The sequence below is a fragment of the Rhodococcus sp. SB1D genome (assembly GCF_048573875.1).
GTDB classification, from domain to species: Bacteria; Actinomycetota; Actinomycetes; order Mycobacteriales; family Mycobacteriaceae; genus Rhodococcus_F; species Rhodococcus_F qingshengii.
On record NZ_JBMAIQ010000014.1, the window covers coordinates 123,177 to 142,457 of the forward strand.

Annotated in this window: 13 protein-coding genes and 1 tRNA gene; 9 read left to right on the forward strand and 5 right to left on the reverse strand. The window is 61.4% G+C overall.

The features are described from left to right. Positions 1–11: 11 nt before the first annotated feature. Positions 12–1,829: an ABC transporter ATP-binding protein gene (locus tag ACN50D_RS26755; RefSeq protein ID WP_007733348.1), complete on the reverse strand. Its 1,818-nt coding sequence runs from the start codon at positions 1,827–1,829 to the stop codon at positions 12–14. Positions 1,830–1,935: 106 nt separating this feature from the next. Between ACN50D_RS26755 and ACN50D_RS26760 the strand changes: the two genes are divergently transcribed. Continuing rightward, complete coding sequence (locus ACN50D_RS26760; RefSeq protein WP_003945320.1) at positions 1,936–2,394, forward strand: MarR family winged helix-turn-helix transcriptional regulator; 459 nt, start codon at positions 1,936–1,938, stop codon at positions 2,392–2,394. A 4-nt stretch (positions 2,395–2,398) separates the two neighbouring features. Here ACN50D_RS26760 and ssb read toward each other — a convergent pair whose 3' ends face one another. Together ssb and ACN50D_RS26770 are read right to left on the reverse strand one after the other, a co-directional pair. Continuing rightward, positions 2,399–2,812 (reverse strand): single-stranded DNA-binding protein, encoded by a 414-nt coding sequence (ssb, locus tag ACN50D_RS26765; RefSeq protein WP_007733347.1) that lies wholly within the window; start codon positions 2,810–2,812, stop codon positions 2,399–2,401. 182 nt (positions 2,813–2,994) lie between these two features. Next, positions 2,995–5,130, reverse strand: a complete 2,136-nt coding sequence (locus tag ACN50D_RS26770) for a cytochrome c oxidase assembly protein (protein ID WP_007733346.1) — start codon at positions 5,128–5,130, stop codon at positions 2,995–2,997. Positions 5,131–5,227: 97 nt separating this feature from the next. Between ACN50D_RS26770 and ACN50D_RS26775 the strand changes: the two genes are divergently transcribed. From ACN50D_RS26775 to ACN50D_RS26800, 6 genes are all read left to right on the forward strand, one after another. Continuing rightward, a tRNA-Arg gene (locus tag ACN50D_RS26775) sits at positions 5,228–5,303 on the forward strand. A 118-nt stretch (positions 5,304–5,421) separates the two neighbouring features. Then, positions 5,422–5,580, forward strand: coding sequence for a hypothetical protein (locus tag ACN50D_RS26780; RefSeq protein ID WP_003945304.1), 159 nt, complete (start codon positions 5,422–5,424; stop codon positions 5,578–5,580). 1,726 nt (positions 5,581–7,306) lie between these two features. Next, complete coding sequence (locus ACN50D_RS26785; protein WP_211921337.1) at positions 7,307–11,911, forward strand: DUF5979 domain-containing protein; 4,605 nt, start codon at positions 7,307–7,309, stop codon at positions 11,909–11,911. 127 nt (positions 11,912–12,038) lie between these two features. Further along, the gene (locus ACN50D_RS26790; protein WP_007733341.1) at positions 12,039–12,182 is read left to right on the forward strand and encodes a hypothetical protein; all 144 of its coding nucleotides are present in this window, start codon (positions 12,039–12,041) and stop codon (positions 12,180–12,182) included. Between the two features lie 66 nt (positions 12,183–12,248). Further along, entirely contained in the window at positions 12,249–13,064 is an 816-nt protein-coding gene (locus tag ACN50D_RS26795; RefSeq protein ID WP_007733340.1) for a class E sortase, read from the forward strand. Next, positions 13,065–13,217, forward strand: coding sequence for a hypothetical protein (locus ACN50D_RS26800; RefSeq protein WP_003945315.1), 153 nt, complete (start codon positions 13,065–13,067; stop codon positions 13,215–13,217). A 211-nt stretch (positions 13,218–13,428) separates the two neighbouring features. On the opposite strand, the gene ACN50D_RS26805 is transcribed toward ACN50D_RS26800, so the two are convergent. Further along, entirely contained in the window at positions 13,429–13,698 is a 270-nt protein-coding gene (locus ACN50D_RS26805; protein WP_230358829.1) for a putative quinol monooxygenase, read from the reverse strand. Positions 13,699–13,923: 225 nt separating this feature from the next. On the opposite strand from ACN50D_RS26805, the gene ACN50D_RS26810 reads away from it, so the two are divergent. Continuing rightward, positions 13,924–16,101 (forward strand): glutamine synthetase III, encoded by a 2,178-nt coding sequence (locus ACN50D_RS26810; protein WP_003945365.1) that lies wholly within the window; start codon positions 13,924–13,926, stop codon positions 16,099–16,101. 83 nt (positions 16,102–16,184) lie between these two features. Here the strand turns inward: ACN50D_RS26810 and ACN50D_RS26815 are convergent, their stop codons facing one another. Then, positions 16,185–17,519 (reverse strand): DUF4185 domain-containing protein, encoded by a 1,335-nt coding sequence (locus ACN50D_RS26815; protein ID WP_007733338.1) that lies wholly within the window; start codon positions 17,517–17,519, stop codon positions 16,185–16,187. A gap of 268 nt (positions 17,520–17,787) precedes the next feature. On the opposite strand from ACN50D_RS26815, the gene gdhA reads away from it, so the two are divergent. Beyond that, positions 17,788–19,131 (forward strand): NADP-specific glutamate dehydrogenase, encoded by a 1,344-nt coding sequence (gene gdhA / locus ACN50D_RS26820; protein WP_003945368.1) that lies wholly within the window; start codon positions 17,788–17,790, stop codon positions 19,129–19,131. Positions 19,132–19,281: the final 150 nt, after the last annotated feature.

The following is a 19,281-nucleotide window of genomic DNA, read 5'->3' on the forward strand; positions in this document are numbered from 1 at the left end:
TGGATGCACTGTCACACAGTCTGCAATTCCGCAGGCAGTTCGACCGCGTCGCTACCCGAAGCCGCAAGCAGCTGCGCGTACCGCCCGCCTTGCTTCACCAGTTCGTCGTGGGTGCCCTTTTCCACAACCACGCCCTGGTCGAGGACCGCGATGAGATCCGCATCTCGAACCGTGGAGAGTCGGTGCGCCACAACAAGAGTGGTGCGTCCGACCATCAGCTCGTCGAGCGCGTCCTGCAACGCACGTTCAGTGCGATTGTCCAAGGCGCTCGTCGCCTCGTCGAGGACGAGGATCGGCGGATTCCGCAGGACTGTGCGCGCGATCGCTATGCGCTGTTTCTCACCGCCGGAGAATCGGTAGCCGCGCTCGCCGACCATGGTGTCGTACCCGTCGTCGAGACCGGAAATGAACTCGTGGATCTGCGCGATGCGCGCTGCCTGCTCGATCTCGGCGTCCGTGGCGTCGGGTTTCGCGAACCGAAGGTTCTCACGAATCGTCGTGTGGAAGAGATACGTCTCCTGCGACACCACACCTACCAGGTCGGAGACCGTCGCCAGATCGAGGTCCCGCAGATCGACGTCGTCGATTCTCACCGATCCCGCAGTCGGGTCGTACAGACGTGCGGCCAAGTATCCGAGAGTGGTCTTGCCCGAACCCGTGGAGCCGACAAGCGCCAAGGTTCCGCCGGCCGGGACCGTGAGGTCGATGTTGTCGAGGGTCTTGCTGTCGGTTCCTGGATACGAGAAGTCGACGTGGTCGAACCGAAGTTCGCCGGACATCTTGGTGCGGTCGAAGCTCTTCGACTCTTCCGGATCCGCGATGTCGATCGGCAGATCCAGGTACTCGAACACGCGACTGAACAGTGCCATCGAGCTCTGCACCTCGACGCCCGTGTTGAGCAGCATCATGGTGGGGCGGAACAATTGTGTTTGCAGCGTGGTGAATGCGACGAGGGTGCCGACGGTGATGGTGTTGCCGTGATCGAGAGTGAAACCGGCAAACCAGTAGACCAGTGCAGGCATGGCTGCGAAGGTGATCGACATGGTCGCCATGCGCCACTTGCCGGCCATCATGGCTCGGAGTTCGACGTCTGCGACTTCCGCTGAACGCTCGGTGAATCGATCCGTCAGAGCCGACTTCGCGCCGGTCGTCTTGCCGAGGAGAATGCCGCTGACGGAGAGAGATTCCTCCACCTGGACCGACAGATCACTGAGTAGCTTCTGCCGCTTACCAGAGATCTTGCGGCGCTCGTCACCGATCTTGCGTGCGATACGGATGAACACCGGCAAGATCGCCAGCGAGAAGATGGCAAGCCGCCAATCCAGAAGGAACAGAGCAACAATGGTGGCTGCCACGGTCGTTGCATTCTGCGCGATGGACGTTGCCGTGTTGGTGACCACCGACTGCATACCGCCGATGTCGTTGGCAATACGCGACTGAACTTCTCCGGTTCGGGTTCGAGCGAAGAATCCGAGCGACTGATTCTGCAGATGCGAGTAGACCCGCACGCGCAGTTGGTGCATCAGTTTCTGGCCGATGCTGTTGGACATCCATGTCTGGGCCACGCCGAGACAGCTCGTGATCACGGCAATGGCGATCATGCCGATGGCCAGAACGCTCACGAGTCCGAGGTTCTTGTCCGGGATCGCCTTGTCGAGCATTTCGCGTAGGAGCAGCGGGCTGCCCAGCGCCACGATCGCGCTGAGTGTGATGACCGCGGTGACGATGGCGATCTGAGTTCGATACGGCGCGAACAGTCCGAGTACGCGCTTTGCCGGTACGGATTCCGCCGGAGTGATCTCGACAGCGGATCGTTCGATGTTTCGCATGTGATCTGGTTTCACGTTCTACCTCCTGGAGGCTTTCTCACCCTAGTTTCATATTGATGAGGTTACCTCACTATGAGGCTGACACCAACAACGCTAGACTGACGCCATGCATTCCCGAGAGCGCGAACTCACCGACGTCGTGATGTCCGTGGCACGGCTCATCCGCCGACGTCAGGTGGCAGCGCTGGAACCATTCGGTCTCTCGCCGTCGCAAAGCCGAGCGCTGCGAGTACTGACCCGAGTGGGCGAGCCGGTTCGACTCGGGTTTCTTGCCGAGCGATTGCGCATCGTTCCGCGGTCGGCGACCGACGTCGTGGATTCCCTCGAAGAGGCCGGATGGGTGCGCCGCACTCCCGATCCGAACGATCGGCGAGCCGTGTTACTCGAGCTCACCGACGCCGGCGCTACCCTCGCTGCCGACGTCGCAAAAGCTCAACGACGCGAATCTTCGGATGTGTTCGACGACCTCGACGAATCGGAGCGAGCAACTCTCACCGAACTTCTCGAGCGAGTGGACGCGGGGCACGACTCGCGGCCCCGCGACTGCCCGAAACCTTCGGTCTGAGTCCTCACGCAGCGACGGTGTCGACTGCGTCCTCGACATTCTCCGCCGACGTCGGCTTGCTCTGACGCTCGATCTTCGAGATGCAACGAGCAAGGTCCGCGCCTACCGCAGTCGCCCGTAGCTCGAGATCGGAACGAGGCACACCCTCTTTGGTCGTGTACTCGTTGGTGCGCAACTCCCCCGCCACCATGACCGGATCACCCTTCATGATGGATGCGCCGACGCCGGTGACCAACCGCCGCCAGCAGCTGACCGTGAGATAGAGGGTCGCTCCGTCCGTCCACTCTCCGGTCACCGCGTCTTTGCGACGCGTGTTGCTCGCCATCCGAAAGCTCAGCACCTCTTCGCCATTGGTGGTCTGCCGCTTCACCGGATTGGTGATGACGGTTCCGACAACCGTTGCATGCGTTTCGTACATGTCCGATCCCCCTTCGAACTCCAGAACCCGCCAACTGCCGCGGGGCCGATCATTGCGTCGGCAGTTTCGATTGTGGAACGACAAACGCGTGGCTCGGGATCTTCGATTTCCACCTGTGCATCGGTGGAACAGCTGTGGAGAAACAGCACTGCCCGAGCCAAACGGCCCGGGCAGTGTCGGAGCTAAGTGCTAGTGGAGGATTCGTCGGATTTCTTCTCGCTGGGTGTCTCGTCCGCAGAGTCCTCGCTTGCAGTCTCCGCGTCAGCAGCCTCACGCGGTTTCCACCCCTCGCGGTCCCGCCTGGCCAATTCGGCGAACATGGCGTTGTGAGCAGCGAGGTCGGCGTCGTGGTCACGCTCGGCCGCACGGTCCGTTCGGCGCGCGGTCCTTCCGTCACTGCGCGACCACTGAACCAGCAGCGCGAGCATGACCACCATGAGTGGGATCTCGCCGGTCGCCCACGCGATGCTGCCGCCCAGCTGCTGATCGCCGATCAGATCGTTGTTCCAGCCGAGGCCGAGCGAACGGAAGTACGCGCCGCCCATGACGGCGGTAGTGCTCATCAATGCCACGCCGAAGAAGGCGTGGAACGGAAGTGAGCCGAAGACCATTGCCAGCTTGGTCACCGGCTGCAATTGGCGCGGTGACGGGTCGATTCCGATCGCCACCCAATAGAAGAGATAGCCACTGAGGATGAAGTGCAGATTCATCAGCAGGTGAGCACTGTGCGAGTCGACGGTAGCGCCGTAGATTCCGCCGAGGTAGAGCGCGTAGAAGCCGCCGACAAAGAGAACTGCCGCCACGATCGGGTGGGTGATGAATCGCGAGAACGGGCTGTGCAGCGCGGTCAGAATCCACTCGCGAATGCCGGGCACGCCGTCCTTGCCTGCCGGATCCAGGGCCCGCAGAGCCAAAGTGATCGGCGCACCCAGAACCAGCAGGACTGGTCCCAACATCGACAGCGCCATGTGCGCACCCATGTGAACGCTGAAGACTGCCGGTGCGTATTTGCCGACGCCCGACGACGTGGCGATCAGGAGCACCGCACAACCGCTCATCCAGGCGATGGTTCGGCCGACAGGCCAGGAATCCCCACGCTTGGCCAGCTTGCGAAGGCCGATGCCGTACAGAATCGCCGCAGCAACGGCGGCGGTGCCGAACATGAGGTCGAATCGCCAGTCCGTCACGAAGGCCATGAACGACGGCGGGTCCGGAAGGTTGTAACCGAGTTCGACCTCGGGGATCGAGGGAATCGACAGCGGCGGGGGCGGCGGGGTACGACCGAGGCCGATCGCGAGGCCGATGGTTGCCGCCATCACGATGCCTTCAGCGCCGGCAAATCGAATCAGGGCAGAGCGACTCTTCGGATTCTCCGCCAGCGCCGGTAGCGCCCGACTCCGCTGAGCCCAACCGAAGAACCCGAGGATGATCAGTGCAACTGTTTTCGCGACGATCAATCGTCCATATGTCGTGGTGAATACGTCGTCGAGAGGCAGACGGACAATCGCGTTGATGACGCCGCTGAATCCCATGACGACGAAGCAGATGGATGCGACCGTCGAAAAGCGTCGGGCTGCTACGTCGGTGTAATCGCCGCCGCGGCGCGCGTGTGCCAGTAGCGCGAACAACCCGCCGGCCCAGAGCGAAGCCGCCACGAGGTGCAGGATCAGACTATTGGTAGCGATGTCATGCGAGCCGCCCGAAGACGAGTGACCGGTGAGAGCAAGCGGCATCAGTCCGAGGAGACCGACCAGCAGCAGGAGCGGAGTCCACCACCAGCGCAGTGTCAGTCGGGCCAGGATCGCCAGAACAACCGCGATGATCGCCGTCCAACGCCAAGCGCCGGCGATCTCGACCTGATCGAGTCCCGACCACAGGTTCGCCGGTTTGATCGCTTCGGCAAACGGCTGACCCGACGTGTCAGAGAGCGTCAGAGGCACCATCATGAACGAACAGATCGCCCACACGATCGCGGCGTGCGATGCAGTTCGGACTGCCCGATAGCCGTCGACGTCGAGGACGCCCGACTTCTGCGGCGGCACGAAGAACGCGGCCAGCAGCAGTGACCCGATCGCAATAACCGCGGCGATCTCCCCCAGTGCCCGCATCGCGGGCAGGCCGTACGTGGTGATCGGGCCTGGATCCGGGATACCTAGAAGAGTCAGTGCCTGCGACGCGGAGAATCCCACCACGATGGCTGCGGTGAGCCCTGCGATGAGTCCACTGACCACGAATATCGCGGTCGAAGAAGCGGGTGCACCGCTGTGCTGTGTGGACTCCGGTGGGGAATCTGTCGGCGCGAGGTCGGGTGTAGCCATACCTCAAGGGTAGGACCTTCGCGAACCGACTACGACAACGCGTCGGAGTTGGGCGGCGCGCGTCACATCCCGAACCCTCGAGTATGATGTTCCACGCGCCTCCGTAGCTCAGGGGATAGAGCAAGAGCCTTCTAATCTCTTGGTCGCAGGTTCGAATCCTGCCGGGGGCACCACAAGATTTGATTCACGGATAGTCACACTGCGTGGACGAGCGGCCACTGGGCAGAACAGTCCGATTCGGATCGAAACCTAGCCCACAAATTGCGTGCCGTCCGCAGTAATCTGCCTCGCATGAAGAAGGCACTTCCGAAGACCCTGAAGTCACTCGCCCGGACCGTTGGAATCCTGGCACTCGCGATCGTCGTTGTATCCGTCGTCGAGAGGTTCACCGGCGCACACCAACCGACTACCGGTCCCGCCTCGTTGACCGGGCCCGACCAATCGTTGTAGCCCTTCCCTGCGACAAGGTCGTCTCACGAAGTTCTACGACGACGAGTCGGTAGGCAAGAGTCCACCAATGGCGGCTGAGTCGCATGCAACACGCTGCGCGGAGCGGCCGCGACTGTCACAGAATCTCTGCGCTCCGGATCCCAAGGCGTCACAGCAGCCGGGGCAGTCAAACCTTGCGGGCAGCCGCGGGTGTAGCGCAATTGACACAAGCTGCGTCAGAATGGTTGCGCGAGAACTCGATTCGAAGGTCCGATTTCGCGAAGTGTCCAGAGAGCTGCGAAAAGTACCGGCTGAGGGACCTCGCGGCCACTCGGTGCGGTTGCTCGGATGTGGCGACTGCACGCCGATCGAACCGGTCGCATCCACCGTCAGCAACTACGCAACGACCGTCACCATTTGACTCCGGGCATCGAAAGCGCTTGAAAAGTAAGCCAGTTCATCGTGCCGAGGCGCGCGAGAACGACCTGAACTTGCGAGGTCTCGAGATCTTCGAAGAAGCCTCCGACGTGGCATTTTCCGAGATCCACACACATCCCAGACAGTGCCTCATCCGTGCGCACAAGAGCGTCGCCCAAAGTCGCTGCGGCGCGTGATCAGCTGGACTGACGTAACCGTACCGAAGGCCTTCTACGAAAAGCTGGGCGATTCTTCGTCTCGAAATGCCCTGTCGGCCCCCGAAGCATTATCGACAGTTAACTGAGGCCGGAATCCAATCTGCTAAGAAAAACGAATCTAATGTGACCCCTATCTCTGGATCATTTCAGAACAGGGGTTTCGATGACCCGCGACTGAATTCACCCCCTAATTCACCCTCCTCCTATACACAGAAAAATGATTTGCATTTATGTCGAGCGTGTGTACACAGATAATTCGCTCCACACCTTGTCGTTCCGACAGCAAATAAGGGGCAGTGAACTGCATAAAGGCTCATTCGGTACAGCAGCGCCGACTCGGCTCGGCCGCTCACCGATTGTCGACAAGTGCCAAGGCAGGCATGCAACTGATGGTCGAGATCGAATTGTGATGAACCAGCCAGTTAACTTGAAAGAAATCAACGGAAGATAGATATACCCAGGTAAGCGCAGTTTTTCTTGCATGGACGCACGTCCATGGCGTGTCCAGCTATGCGATTTGCTCGTGTTAGATTCCTGATTGCGCATCGCCCGGTTTGCGCCTTCTGCGTTGTTTGCGCGGAATTTGCATCTTCTCGCGAACGGCCCCGCGCACATTTCTTTACGTTGTGCCAAAGAAAGGAATTTCATGAAAACCGTCACGGCAGCGAAGCACGTAGCACGAAGACTCCCCCCTCGGAGCCATCGCACTGTTGCTTTTGCTATCCGGGATGGTGCTCATGCTCGAACTGCAATGAATCGCGCAGGAAAGATCCTCGGCCGCAGCCTTTAGTACCTCGAAGGTCGTCGCGTTAGGTAATACCGGCGGTCGATTTTTCTTGGAATTTCCTGGCCTACCCAGAGCCGGCCGTCGGTCTGCGCTGGCGCCAACCAGGTCCGATTACCAACTGTTCGGCTCCGCAGTAGGTCGCCTGAGAATCACCAACGCTCGCAACCAGGCTCCAGAGCGGCTCAAAGGTCCCGTTTCCCTATTCGACGGCCCCGGAAACGGGGCCTAAATCATGTGTTCTGAACGAAAGGTGTTCGTCATGCGTAACCGTGTCTTCCCACGCCGTGCCGGGGAGGGGGTGGTGTCTCGGTGGGCAGCTTTGGGGATGATCGTTGCGGTCCTGGCGCTGGTCGTATCGTCGTTCTCTTTCGTCCAGGTTGCCTCGGCCGATGACGTCGGGACCTCGACCACCATAGTTCCGACCACAATAGTTCCGACCACACCGAAGCCGCCCGCGACTACGACGGAGGCGCCACTGAAGACGACGGCACCGCCTACTTCCACGTCGGAGTCACCCACTTCTGCGAAACCGCCGATCACGACGGCGTCCTCGTCGACGACTCCTGTGGCGGCGCAGCGACTGGCCGCACGCGGAGTCAATCCCGGCATCGATGTGAAAATCACCGACGTCCAGGTCGAAGGAAAGAACGACCAGCAGATCACGGTCGGGGACTCCGTCACGGTGAAGGGCATTTGGGACGCGTCAAGCGCGAGTCCGCAGCCGGGCGACCAGTTCACCATTGAATTCCCTGGCGAGCTGAAGCTTCAGTCCAACCCGACGATCGCGCTCGCGGGCGACGATGGGACGGTTTGGGGCACATGCGATCTGGCTGCTTCCACCAATCTCATGACCTGCGTGCTCTCCGACGCTGTGGCGGATCGGCCGGACGAGGTGAAGGGCGATTTCTTCGTCTACACGAAGGCAGTCGAGTACACCACGTCAGAGACTGTGGATTTCACGATCAACAACAAGGTCACGCAGGTCGACCTGCCCGGCACGGGCGGCATCACCGACGGCCGCGTAATCGGCGAGTCGACGAAGTCCGGCAAACTCCAGGACAACAAGCAGTCAGTGCGGTGGACCATCGACATCCCCGGCGCAGATCTGGCCAAGTTGGACACAGGCAACACCGGTTCGGTGACCCTGAGCGACGAGCTCTCCGACAACATGAAGGTGTGTGCGGGCAGCCTGCTCAACGCGAAGCTGTGGTCCGGTCGCCCGGGCGATCTCAAAGAGACCCCTGGCGGCGTCACCGTCACCCAACCCGACGCGGGTGATCAGGTCACGATCAACATCAACAACGGCGGGCCCTTCGAGGGCAGCAAGCTCTACCGCATCGAGTACACCTCATGCACGACCAGCGGCGTTGTGGATCTCAAGGGGACTCAGTACACCAACTCCGTGACGATCGGTGACAACACGGTGGCTTCGGATGGCGTGGGACAGGACTACGCGCCGCAGACCGAGCCCTGGAAGGGCGGCTACCTCGACGGCGGTAAGCGCAATATGGAAGCCGTCTGGACGATTGTGGTTCCGGGCACCGACATTGCCGCCAACAACCACAAGATCGACATCACCGACACCTTCGGCGGCCCCCATGCGGTCTGTGCCTCGGGCGTGCAGGTAGTCATCGAGAAGTCTGACTACCTCCCAGGGCGGGAGAACGAACCCAACTACCGCACTCCTGCCGCAGGATTCACCATTGCTCCCATCGGCGCAGTAGCCGGCGCGAGTACCTTCACCGCGGCGATCACTGTGGATAACCCGGACACATTCAACGAAGAACAGTATTACTACTTCACGTACCGGACCTGCCTGACCACCACCGAGGTGCCGGACTCCGAGGACCATCTCACCAACTCGGCGGTCGTCAACAAGACGTCGATCACGGGAAAGACTGAGGGACCTGGGTTCACGAGCGGCAAGAACGGCGCGATCAACACCACGTCGCAGACGATCGGCGGTGTGGAGCAGCCGGCAGGCACCACCCTCAATTGGACCGTGGAAATCTCCGGACACGATCTCGAGGGCCTTACGGAACCGGCGGTCATCAACGACAGGTTCTCACCGAACATGACGGTGTGTGAAATCGGCGGCGATCTCAAGAGCAACCTCAATCTCAAGGTCGTCGCGCAAGACTTCTTCGACGGCAACAAGAAACGCGATATAACCGACGCCACCTCGGTGGCGCGCGCCGACGGCGGTTTCGATCTCACCCTCCCTCGGGACGCGGACGGTTACAGCCGTCAGACGAAGTACCTCGTCAGCTACACCCTGTGCACCAGCAGCGGCGGACTGGACCAGCGCGACACGGAATACTCCAACACCCTCACCTATGCCGGCAAGCAGACGCTGTCGAAGAGCGTCAAGCAGGAATGGGGCGGCGGCGGCACCGGCCAAGGTGTGTCGCGGGGCTCGTTCTCGCTTCTGAAGGAGATCGCTCCCTTCTCCGAGAAATTCCCGGAAGACACCGAGTTCACTGTGAAAGTCGAGGAGTTCGCCCCCGGGCAAGATCCAGCGACCGACGCCCCGGTGAGCTCCTACGAGATCAAGGTGAAGGCTGACGGGACACCCGTCAGTGGGATCAACCCCCGCGGAACCGGCTGGCAGATCCGCCTGTCCGAGATCAACCTCCCGACCGTTGACGGTGTGTACTTCGAGAGAGGGACGTTCCGCCCGTCGGAGGGTGTGACGCTCAACGGGGACCGCACCGAGGCGCTGGTGACCATCACGCCGAAGAGCAATGTCGGTGTCACACTGCTCAACAAAGCGAGCCTGGGATCGGCGAGGATCACCAAATCCGTCATCGGTGACGGAGCGCGCACGGGGCTCGAGGCTTTCGTCGTCAACGCAGAGATCGCCTTCGGTGACGACGCCGCCGGCAACGAGCTGCGTCAATTCACCCTGAAGGACGGTCAGCACTACGACCTGGGCAAATTGCCCATCGGAGCGAAAGTCACCTTCACCGAGGTCCAACCGACGAACACCGACCTCGTGACGTGGTCGCTGCCGGTGATCAGCCCGAAGACGCTCACCATCGGCACCGACGCGTCGGCGAACACGGTCTCCGTCACCAACGAGGCCACGATCACGCAAGGCACCTTCGAAGTGAGCAAAAAGCTCACGGGCCCGAAGGCGTCCGACAAGGCCGTACCGGCGAGCTTCGACGTGATTGCCACCTGGCTCGATACGGACGACAACCCGCAGAGCAAGACGCTGTCTCTTCCGTCCGACGGCACCCCGGTTCCGTTCGGCGAGAACCTGCCGGGCGGCACCGAAGTCACACTGACAGAGCTGGTTCCGGCAAACGGTGACGGTCTCGCCTATGGCGTGCCCGCATACTCCGGGAATGTCAGGATCAGTCCGGACAACGCAGCCGTGGTGACCATCGGCAAGGATCTGCGCAAGATCGAGGTGTCGAACTTCGTCGACGTCAACGACGGCACTCTGCGCATCGCAAAGCAGGTCGGCGGTGAGGCCGCCGAGGCCGTCGGCGACGACGTGGAGTTCACGGTCGAGGCGCGTTGGCGCGACGGTGTGGAGTACCGCACCCAGGTGCTGAGCGTCAAGCAGGGACAGACCACACCGCTCGGCGTCGACCTCCCTGTCGGCACCGAGGTGACCTTCACTGAGACCGGCCGTCCCGATGTCGACGGAGTCGAGTGGGGCACGATCTCCTGGGGCACCAGCCCGGAAGGCGAATCGTGGCTGCATTCGAACCTCGACGGCACCGCGACGGGCATAGTCTCCGACGACCCGACCGACGGTCGACTGATCACGCTGTCGAACGAGGCGCTGTGGAAATTCGGATCGGTCGAATTCACGAAGTTCATCCTCGACGCTGACGGCAACCCCGTCCGCGCACCCGAGGCCGACCTGCCTGACAGCGCGACGTTCGAGGTCCGTATCGACGGGATCGATCCGGCACTCCCCGCTGGAACTGATTTCCCGGCAGTGGGCCAGACCATCACCCTCGATGCCGCAAACGACTGGAGCTGGACGTCCGACGAGGTTGTGCCGCGGAACACCGTGATCACCTTCTCCGAGGTCGACCCCAAGCCACTGGCCGGTATCGACTGGGCGCGGCCGTACTACTACGTCTCCGCGGATGCCGGTGACGCCGATTACCGCGACACCGTCAAGGCGGTGGCGGGTGAGAAGGCTGTGGTGGAGATCCACAACCGCCCGATCCCGACCACCGAGGTGGATATCGACAAGATCGTGACCGGCCCCAAGGGCAGCCAGGTAGCCAAAGACGGATCCACGATCTTCCAGGTCACGGCTACGTGGACGGACATCGACAATGAGGCGCGGTCTTGTGTTCTCGATGTCAAGCCGGGCGCTTCGGTCACTCCGACCGCCCAGTGCGACGCAGCCGTCATCGACGGCCGGGTCCAGTTCCCGCTGAACACCGACATCACTTTCACAGAAACCGGTGCTCACACCGACGTCACCAACGTCAAGTGGGGTGAAGTGATCTGGGGCGTCAAGGAAGGCAAGGCGGATGTCTCGAAGATCGACGGCGAACCGACCGCAACTTCCGTCAAGCTCACCGGCGAAGCAAACAAGTCGGTGGTCCTGGGACTCGAGAACAAAACCAGCAGCAATGGGCTGATCATCATCCCGATCCCGATCCCGCTGCCGCCGTGGGAAATCCCGACATGGCCGGGCTCTGAAGTACCCGGAGGACCAGGCACTGACGTGTCGACTCCCGGCAACAACACTCCCGGCAACAACGGTGGTGGACACAACGGTGCTCCGGGCACACCTGCTCCGGGAAATCCTGCTCAGGCCAAACCGGACCAGTCCTCGTCCCTGCCGGTAACCGGCGCGAACGTCATCTGGCTCGCCGGTCTGGCGCTGGCACTGATCGGCGGTGGCGCATGGCTCACCCTGCGTAACCGCAAGCGCGCACCCGGCCAGGAGTAACTCCCAACCAGAAATACCGAAACAGGGCGGGTGCAACATACACCTGGTCGCACCCGCCCTGTTTCACCGTCACGACGCATCTATCTCGCGGCCGCCGCCGCGGCCCACCCCTCGAAGGAGAAACACCATGTCATTCCTCCCGTTCCCGATCGTCATCGAAGGCATCGAGACCACTGGTTCTGCCGCGATCGACGGCCTCGGTCGCCTGTCCGTACTCCTTTACGATCTCCTCGGCGGTACCGGGAGCGCCACGATCGACGCGGGCAGCTAGTTCGATACGGCACCAATTCGACACATCAGCTATCTCGGTAGATCTGTGGAGAGGAGACCCCGGTCCGTGAGCGATACCGAAGTTTCAGGGCGTCGTCGGCCGGGCGCAGGCCAGGTAATCGGCGAACTGCTCCTCACGGCCGGGGTCGTCATCCTGCTGTTCGTCATCTATGAGGCGTTCTGGACCAATATCGTCTCGGGGCGGCTGCAGGACGAGCTCAACAACAGTCTGGAGGAATCCTGGGCCGAAGTCCCCGAAGCCTCAGGAGTGATCGATGGTCAGCCGGTGTCCCCGCTGATCCCTGTGCTCGGCGAGGGATTCGCGCGCGTGCATTTCCCCACACTCGGCGCCGCGTACGCAATCGTCGAGGGCACACGCAACGAGGACCTGCGGGCCGGCCCCGGCCACTACCCGGACTCGCAGATGCCCGGCGAAGCCGGAAACTTCGCGCTCGCCGGGCACCGCAATGGTTCCGGCGCAGTCTTCCAGCACCTGGATCGACTCGATGCATGCGATGCCGTCGTCGTGGAGACCGAGTTCCAATGGATGACGTACCGGTTGCTCCCACTCGACCAGGCCTCGCCCGAACGTCGCGCTGCGGCGAAAGCCTGCTTGAATCCCGAGCAAGCCGATCGTGTTTCCGAAGGCGACTACGTCCATCTCCTCGGGCGGCGCATCACCGTGCCCGGGGATGTTGCGGTCGTCAACCCGCTGCCCGGAAGCCCTTGGGCCGAGCCCGACGCCACGCTGGAAAGTATGTTGACACTGACCACGTGCCATCCGCTCTACTCGAACAGCGAACGCTTGATCGTCCACGCGGTTCTCGTCGAAACAATCTCGAAGACTTCGGGCACCATTCCCGCGGCATTCCAGGAGCAATGAATGTACGGATACCTCTGGGGAGCGCTCCCCGGCCCCCGACCAGTGAAGGCCCTGCTGGCGATCGTTCTCGTGGTCGCGGTGGTGCTGCTACTCATGGAATTCGTATTTCCTTGGGTGTCAGAGCATATGCCCTACTCCGACGTCACCGTATAGAGCGCCCGTGCAGGTCGGCCGACACCTGCACAACGCCCGGCTGGAGCCCGAAGGTGCTGTCCTACATCGGACTCGACGGATCTACGATGATTCTGGCGTGTCGATGCAAACCAGTTTCCGCGTGTGTCGGAACGGGTCGCCTCGTTGACGCTCGGGGCTCTCCGGAATGTTTGTTCGACGCCTTAGCGAGCACTGAAACCTGCCTCCGCCGCTACAGAACCTTCGTGAAGATCTGCGCCGGCGCTGCCGTCTCGAGCTTGTCCAGCGCCTCAACCAACCTGACGAAGTGCTCGGTATGGGTGTGGGCGTCGAGGTGCTCCTGCGATTCCCATTCCTCCACCAACACGAGCTCGCAGGGATTTTCGGTGCGCTGCAGTAACTCGTAATTGATGCAGCCGTCCTCTTTTCGGGTCTCGGTGACAAGTTCGTCGTACAACCGAAGCACTTCCGCGAGATCGCCCTGCTCCACTGTGGTTGGCACCAAAACCCTGATCACAAAGACTCTCCGATTCGTCTGACCCGTGTTGACCCCTCCGCTCGAAGTCTGCCGTAGACCTCCGACAGGTCGACATTTCCGTTGTGACTCGAAGTTTGCGGACAGGCGCAATATCTACGAAACACCCCCGATACCGGAGGTTCGTAGGGTTTGCCGAAGTCGGGCTCGCAATCAGCAGCGCAGCCCTGGGCCCGGGCGAGGGGTAAGCACATGAGTGGAAATGCAGTTCGCTTGCAAGCGATCAAGGACGTCGAGGCCTACACACCTCCGGTGGTCAGTTTCACGACCGACGAGACACCCGGAGAGGTGTTCGGAGCCAACGTCTTCAACAAGGTGGTCATGCAGAAGCGACTGCCCAAGCTTGTCTACAAATCGGTGATGGCGACGATCGAGCAAGGCAAACCGCTTGATCCCATGGTCGCCGACGCGGTCGCATCCGCGATGAAGGACTGGGCGTTGGAGAAAGGCGCAACCCACTACGCCCACGTCTTCTATCCGCTTACCGGGTTGACCGCCGAGAAGCACGACAGCTTCCTCGAGCCGGTCGGCGACGGCAGTGCACTGGCGGAGTTCGCCGGCAAGACCTTGATCCAAGGTGAACCCGACGCGTCGAGTTTCCCGAACGGCGGGCTGCGCAACACGTTCGAGGCTCGCGGATACACCGGCTGGGATGTCACGAGCCCGGCCTACGTTCTCGAAAACCCCAACGGCAACACACTGTGTATCCCGACCGTGTTCGTTTCGATGACCGGCGAAGCGCTCGACCACAAGACTCCCCTGCTGCGTTCACAACAGGCAATGGGTTTCCACGCCGAACGAATCCTGAAGTTGTTCGGCCATACCGATCCCGAGCACATCGTGTCGTTCTGCGGACCCGAGCAGGAGTACTTCCTGATCGATCGACACTTCTTCCTCGCCCGCCCCGACCTCCTCAACGCCGGCCGAACACTCTTCGGCGCAAAGCCGCCCAAGGGCCAGGAGTTCGACGACCACTACTTCGGGGCGATCCCGGAACGTGTGCTCGGATTCATGATGGACACCGAGCGGGAACTTTTCAAACTCGGTATCCCCGCCAAGACGCGGCACAACGAGGTTGCGCCCGGCCAGTTCGAAATCGCCCCGATGTTCGAGCGAGGCAACATCGCCGCGGACCACCAGCAGTTGCTGATGACCACTTTCAAGACAATCGCCAAGAAGCACGGCATGGAATGTCTGTTCCACGAGAAGCCGTTCGACGGTGTCAACGGCTCCGGCAAGCACGTCAACTTCTCGCTGGGCAACTCCGAACTCGGCAGTTTGCTTGTCCCCGGCGACAATCCGCATGACAATGCCCAGTTCCTCGTATTCTGCGCCGCAGTCATCCGGGCCGTCCACAAATACGCGGGCCTCCTGCGCGCGTCGGTCGCATCGGCAACCAACGATCACCGCCTCGGCGCCAACGAGGCTCCCCCGGCCATCATTTCGATCTTCCTCGGCGATCAACTGGCCGACGTCTTCGAGCAGATCGCCAAGGGCGCCGCGACATCGTCGAAGGACAAGGGCACCATGATGATCGGCGCCGATACCCTTCCCGTCCTACCGACCGACCCGGGCGATCGCAACCGTACGAGCCCATTTGCCTTCACCGGCAACCGTTTCGAGTTCCGCGCGCCAGGATCGCTGCAAACAGTCAACGGCCCGATGGTCACCATCAACACGATCATGGCCGAGGCCTTGGACTACATGGCCACCGAACTTGAGGCCGCGGTCGCCGACGGCGCCGATTTCGACACCGCCGTCCAGAATCTGCTCACCGAGATCATCACCAACCACGGTGCGGTTGTCTTCAACGGCGACGGTTACTCGGAGAACTGGCAGATCGAGGCCGAGTCTCGCGGCCTGCCGAACCTTCGCACGACGCTGGACGCCCTTCCTGAACTGATCACCGAATCCTCGATGGAACTCTTCGAGAAGTACAAGGTCTTCAACCACCGGGAGATGCACAGCCGCTACGAGGTCGGACTCGAACAGTACGCACTGAGCATCGGCGTCGAGGCACGCCTGGCCGCCGAAATCGGTACGACGCTGATTCTTCCGGCTGCAGTGCGCCACCAGACGGAAGTTGCGCAGAACTTCGTCGCACTGAAGTCTGCCGGCCTCGAACCGGATTCAGCACCGCTCGAAGAAGTGTCGGCGCCCGTTGCGGCTCTGCGCACAGCGCTCGCGGCCCTGCGCGCAGCAATCGACACCGACGCCGGCGAGTCGCCATTCGATCAGGCCAAGCACGCACAGGACGCACTCCTGCCCGCCATGGCAGAGGTACGTGCAGCGGCCGACTTCCTCGAAACCATCGTCGCCGACGATCACTGGCCACTCCCGACGTATCAGGAAATGCTCTTCATTCTCTGAGTATCACCCGAATATCACTACCCACAGAACTATGGCCTGCAACTCGATCGAGTTGCAGGCCATAGTTGTCGAATCTTGCTCGGCTAGCGGTCTTCCGGCATCGTGACTTCGAGTACGCGAGCCTCACCGGTGGTCGCGGGGTCAGGACGATCGCGCGAATCCGACGACGCCATCTGGAGTCCGTTCAAATCGGTCCGCATGTAGATGACGTTGTAACGGTCCCACGTGGTGGCGACGAATTCGAGGAACTGTCCGCTCGCCCACGGGTGCATGAATCCGCCGTACAACGCGGGCAACGTGATTCCACTCAACAGGGTCTGCGTACCACTCCACGGGCCTTGCGGTTGGTCGGCCTGACGGATCACCAGGTTGCCCTCGGCACTGGTGTACATGGCAACGTACTTGTTCAGGTAGTCGTTCCACTGCACTGCGAGTTCACTGACCGGTGCCTTGATGACCTGAACGGCATCGGTATCTCGCGGACTCCAACCGGAGCCGTCCCAGTATTCGTAGGCGCCGAGATTTCTGATGTCGGCGCCGGCCACTCGCGCCAGGATCGCCTTACCGAAACGACCTGAGGGAGTTCCGTATTCGTAAATGTAGCCGTCCCGACCGTCGAGGAAGGCGCTCTGCTGGAAGTTGGAATTGATCGGCGATACTGCCGGAATCCCCGGAATGCCAAGTCCTTCGGTATTGGCGCGAACTGTCGCCGGATCGAGTTCCCAGTTCTCACCGTTGTCCGTGGAGAAAGCCAGAGCCGAGTAGTTGGTGGTCCAGGCTCCAGGTTCGTCCCACGACCGAACGGACATGAATCTGATGTACTGCACACCACCGTAAGAGATTCCAGCGGTCGGGATGGTGGTGAACTCACCCGGAATGCCGAATCCCGGAATGATCTCCTTGGAATGATTGGGGCCGTCCAAAGGAGAACTGTCGATCTTCATCCCGTCGGCAATGGCGGTGTCGTTGCTGCGGAACAATACGTTGCTGCGCCAGTCGTCACCAGGGGTGTCGCAGTCGCCCACCGTGTCGCCGAATGCCATCAGCACGTCGTGATCCGGCCCCGAAAGACCGTTGTCCCACATGATTCCGAGGTCGGTACCCGACACGTTGAACCGCTCGATGGTGTTGTTGGGACTGCCTGGGCCAGTGACCATTTCGATCGCCTTGGTGCGGCCGGTCAGCACCGGCAGAGCACCGTTGGGGGCGCCGGTGATCCAAGGCAGCGCGTTGGCGAGGGAGCCGGTACCGGCGGATCCACTGCCGAGCGATCCGGTCAGCGAGCCGAGCGAACCCGTCATCGATCCGGCGGAACCACTTCCTCCCGAACCGCACGGTCCACCGATCGCCGACGCAGACGGTGCTGCGGCAATCGTCGCGGCAATCGTGACGACGCCTATCGACAACATCGCCGACATGGAGTGTTTATTACGCACGTGCAGCCCCTCTGATCATTTCGACTCGTTCGGACCACAGGCACAGTGATCCCCGACCGCAGAAGCAAACCATTTGGAATGTGTTAAGAGAGTGAAAGCTGAGCAAATTGTTATAAATCGCCCGTTCAACTGACACAAGTGACAGCTGTGTCCGATTTCACCTTCACAGGACAGTTGTCCGATACAGCAATAAAGGCGCCTAGTATGTAACGGAAATGTAAAAGAGTTCTCACAACGAGGTAGGTGAGCGGTGTCCGTACGTGACCGCGTAGCGCAGATTTACGATCAGGTTTTGGTTCGCAATGCAGGAGAGCCCGAGTTCCATCAGGCCGCCGCAGAGGTCTTCGAGTCTCTTCACGTAGTGCTCGAACGCCACCCCCGCTACGCCGACGCCGGACTCATCGAGCGGCTCTGCGAGCCGGAACGCCAGATCATCTTCCGCGTGCCGTGGACCGACGACCAGGGCAACGTTCACGTCAACCGTGGCTTCCGCGTGCAGTACAACAGTGCACTCGGCCCCTACAAAGGCGGCCTGCGCTTCCACCCCAGCGTCAACCTGGGCATCGTGAAGTTCCTCGGCTTCGAGCAGATCTTCAAGAACTCACTCACCGGCCTGCCCATCGGCGGCGGCAAGGGTGGCTCGGACTTCGATCCCAAGGGCCGCTCCGACGCAGAGGTCATGCGCTTCTGTCAGTCCTTCATGACCGAACTGCAGCGTCACATCGGTGAATACACCGACGTTCCGGCCGGCGACATCGGCGTCGGCGGTCGCGAGATCGGCTACCTGTTCGGTCAGTACAAGCGGCTGACCAACACGTACGAGTCGGGCGTCCTCACCGGCAAGGGAATCACCTGGGGCGGATCGCAGGTTCGCACCGAGGCCACCGGCTACGGCGTCGCGTACTTCGTCGCCGAAATGCTCAAGGCAAAGGGTGAAGGCCTCGAAGGCAAGAACGTCGTGATCTCCGGATCCGGCAATGTCGCCATCTACGCAATCCAGAAGATCCACCAGCTCGGCGGCGTCGCGATCGCCTGCTCGGATTCCTCGGGATACATCGTGGACAAGAAGGGCATCGATCTCGACCTCCTCAAGGAGATCAAGGAAGTTCGCCGCGGCCGCATCAGCGAGTACGCCGACGCAGTTCCGCATGCCGAGTTCATCGCCGACGGTTCCATCTGGGACGTGCCGTGCGACGTCGCACTCCCCTGCGCGACTCAGAACGAGCTCGACGAAGATGCCGCAAAGACCTTGATCGCCAACGGCGTTCAGGCCGTTGCCGAAGGCGCGAACATGCCCACCACCCCCGGTGGCATCCAGCTCTTCCGTGACGCGAACGTAGCCTTCGCACCCGGCAAGGCGGCCAACGCCGGTGGCGTTGCAACCTCCGCTCTCGAAATGCAGCAGAATGCTTCGCGTGATTCCTGGAGCTTCGAGTACACCGACGAGCGTCTCGCCGGAATCATGCGCGGCATCCACAAGCGCACCATCAACACCGCTGCCGAGTACGGAAAGCCGGGCGACTACGTGCACGGCGCGAACATTGCCGGCTTCGTAAAGGTGGCCGACGCCATGATTTCACTGGGCGTCATCTAGAGATTTCCTCACCACAGACAGCAGTACAGAGAAAAGGGTGATTTCACCCTGAACCGGTTCCCGTACATCGGACTGGTCGAATCAATACCTAGGCCGCGAGGGCCCTGGGTCCGCGAGGACCCAGGGCCCTCGAGCTTGATCCGAGCAAAT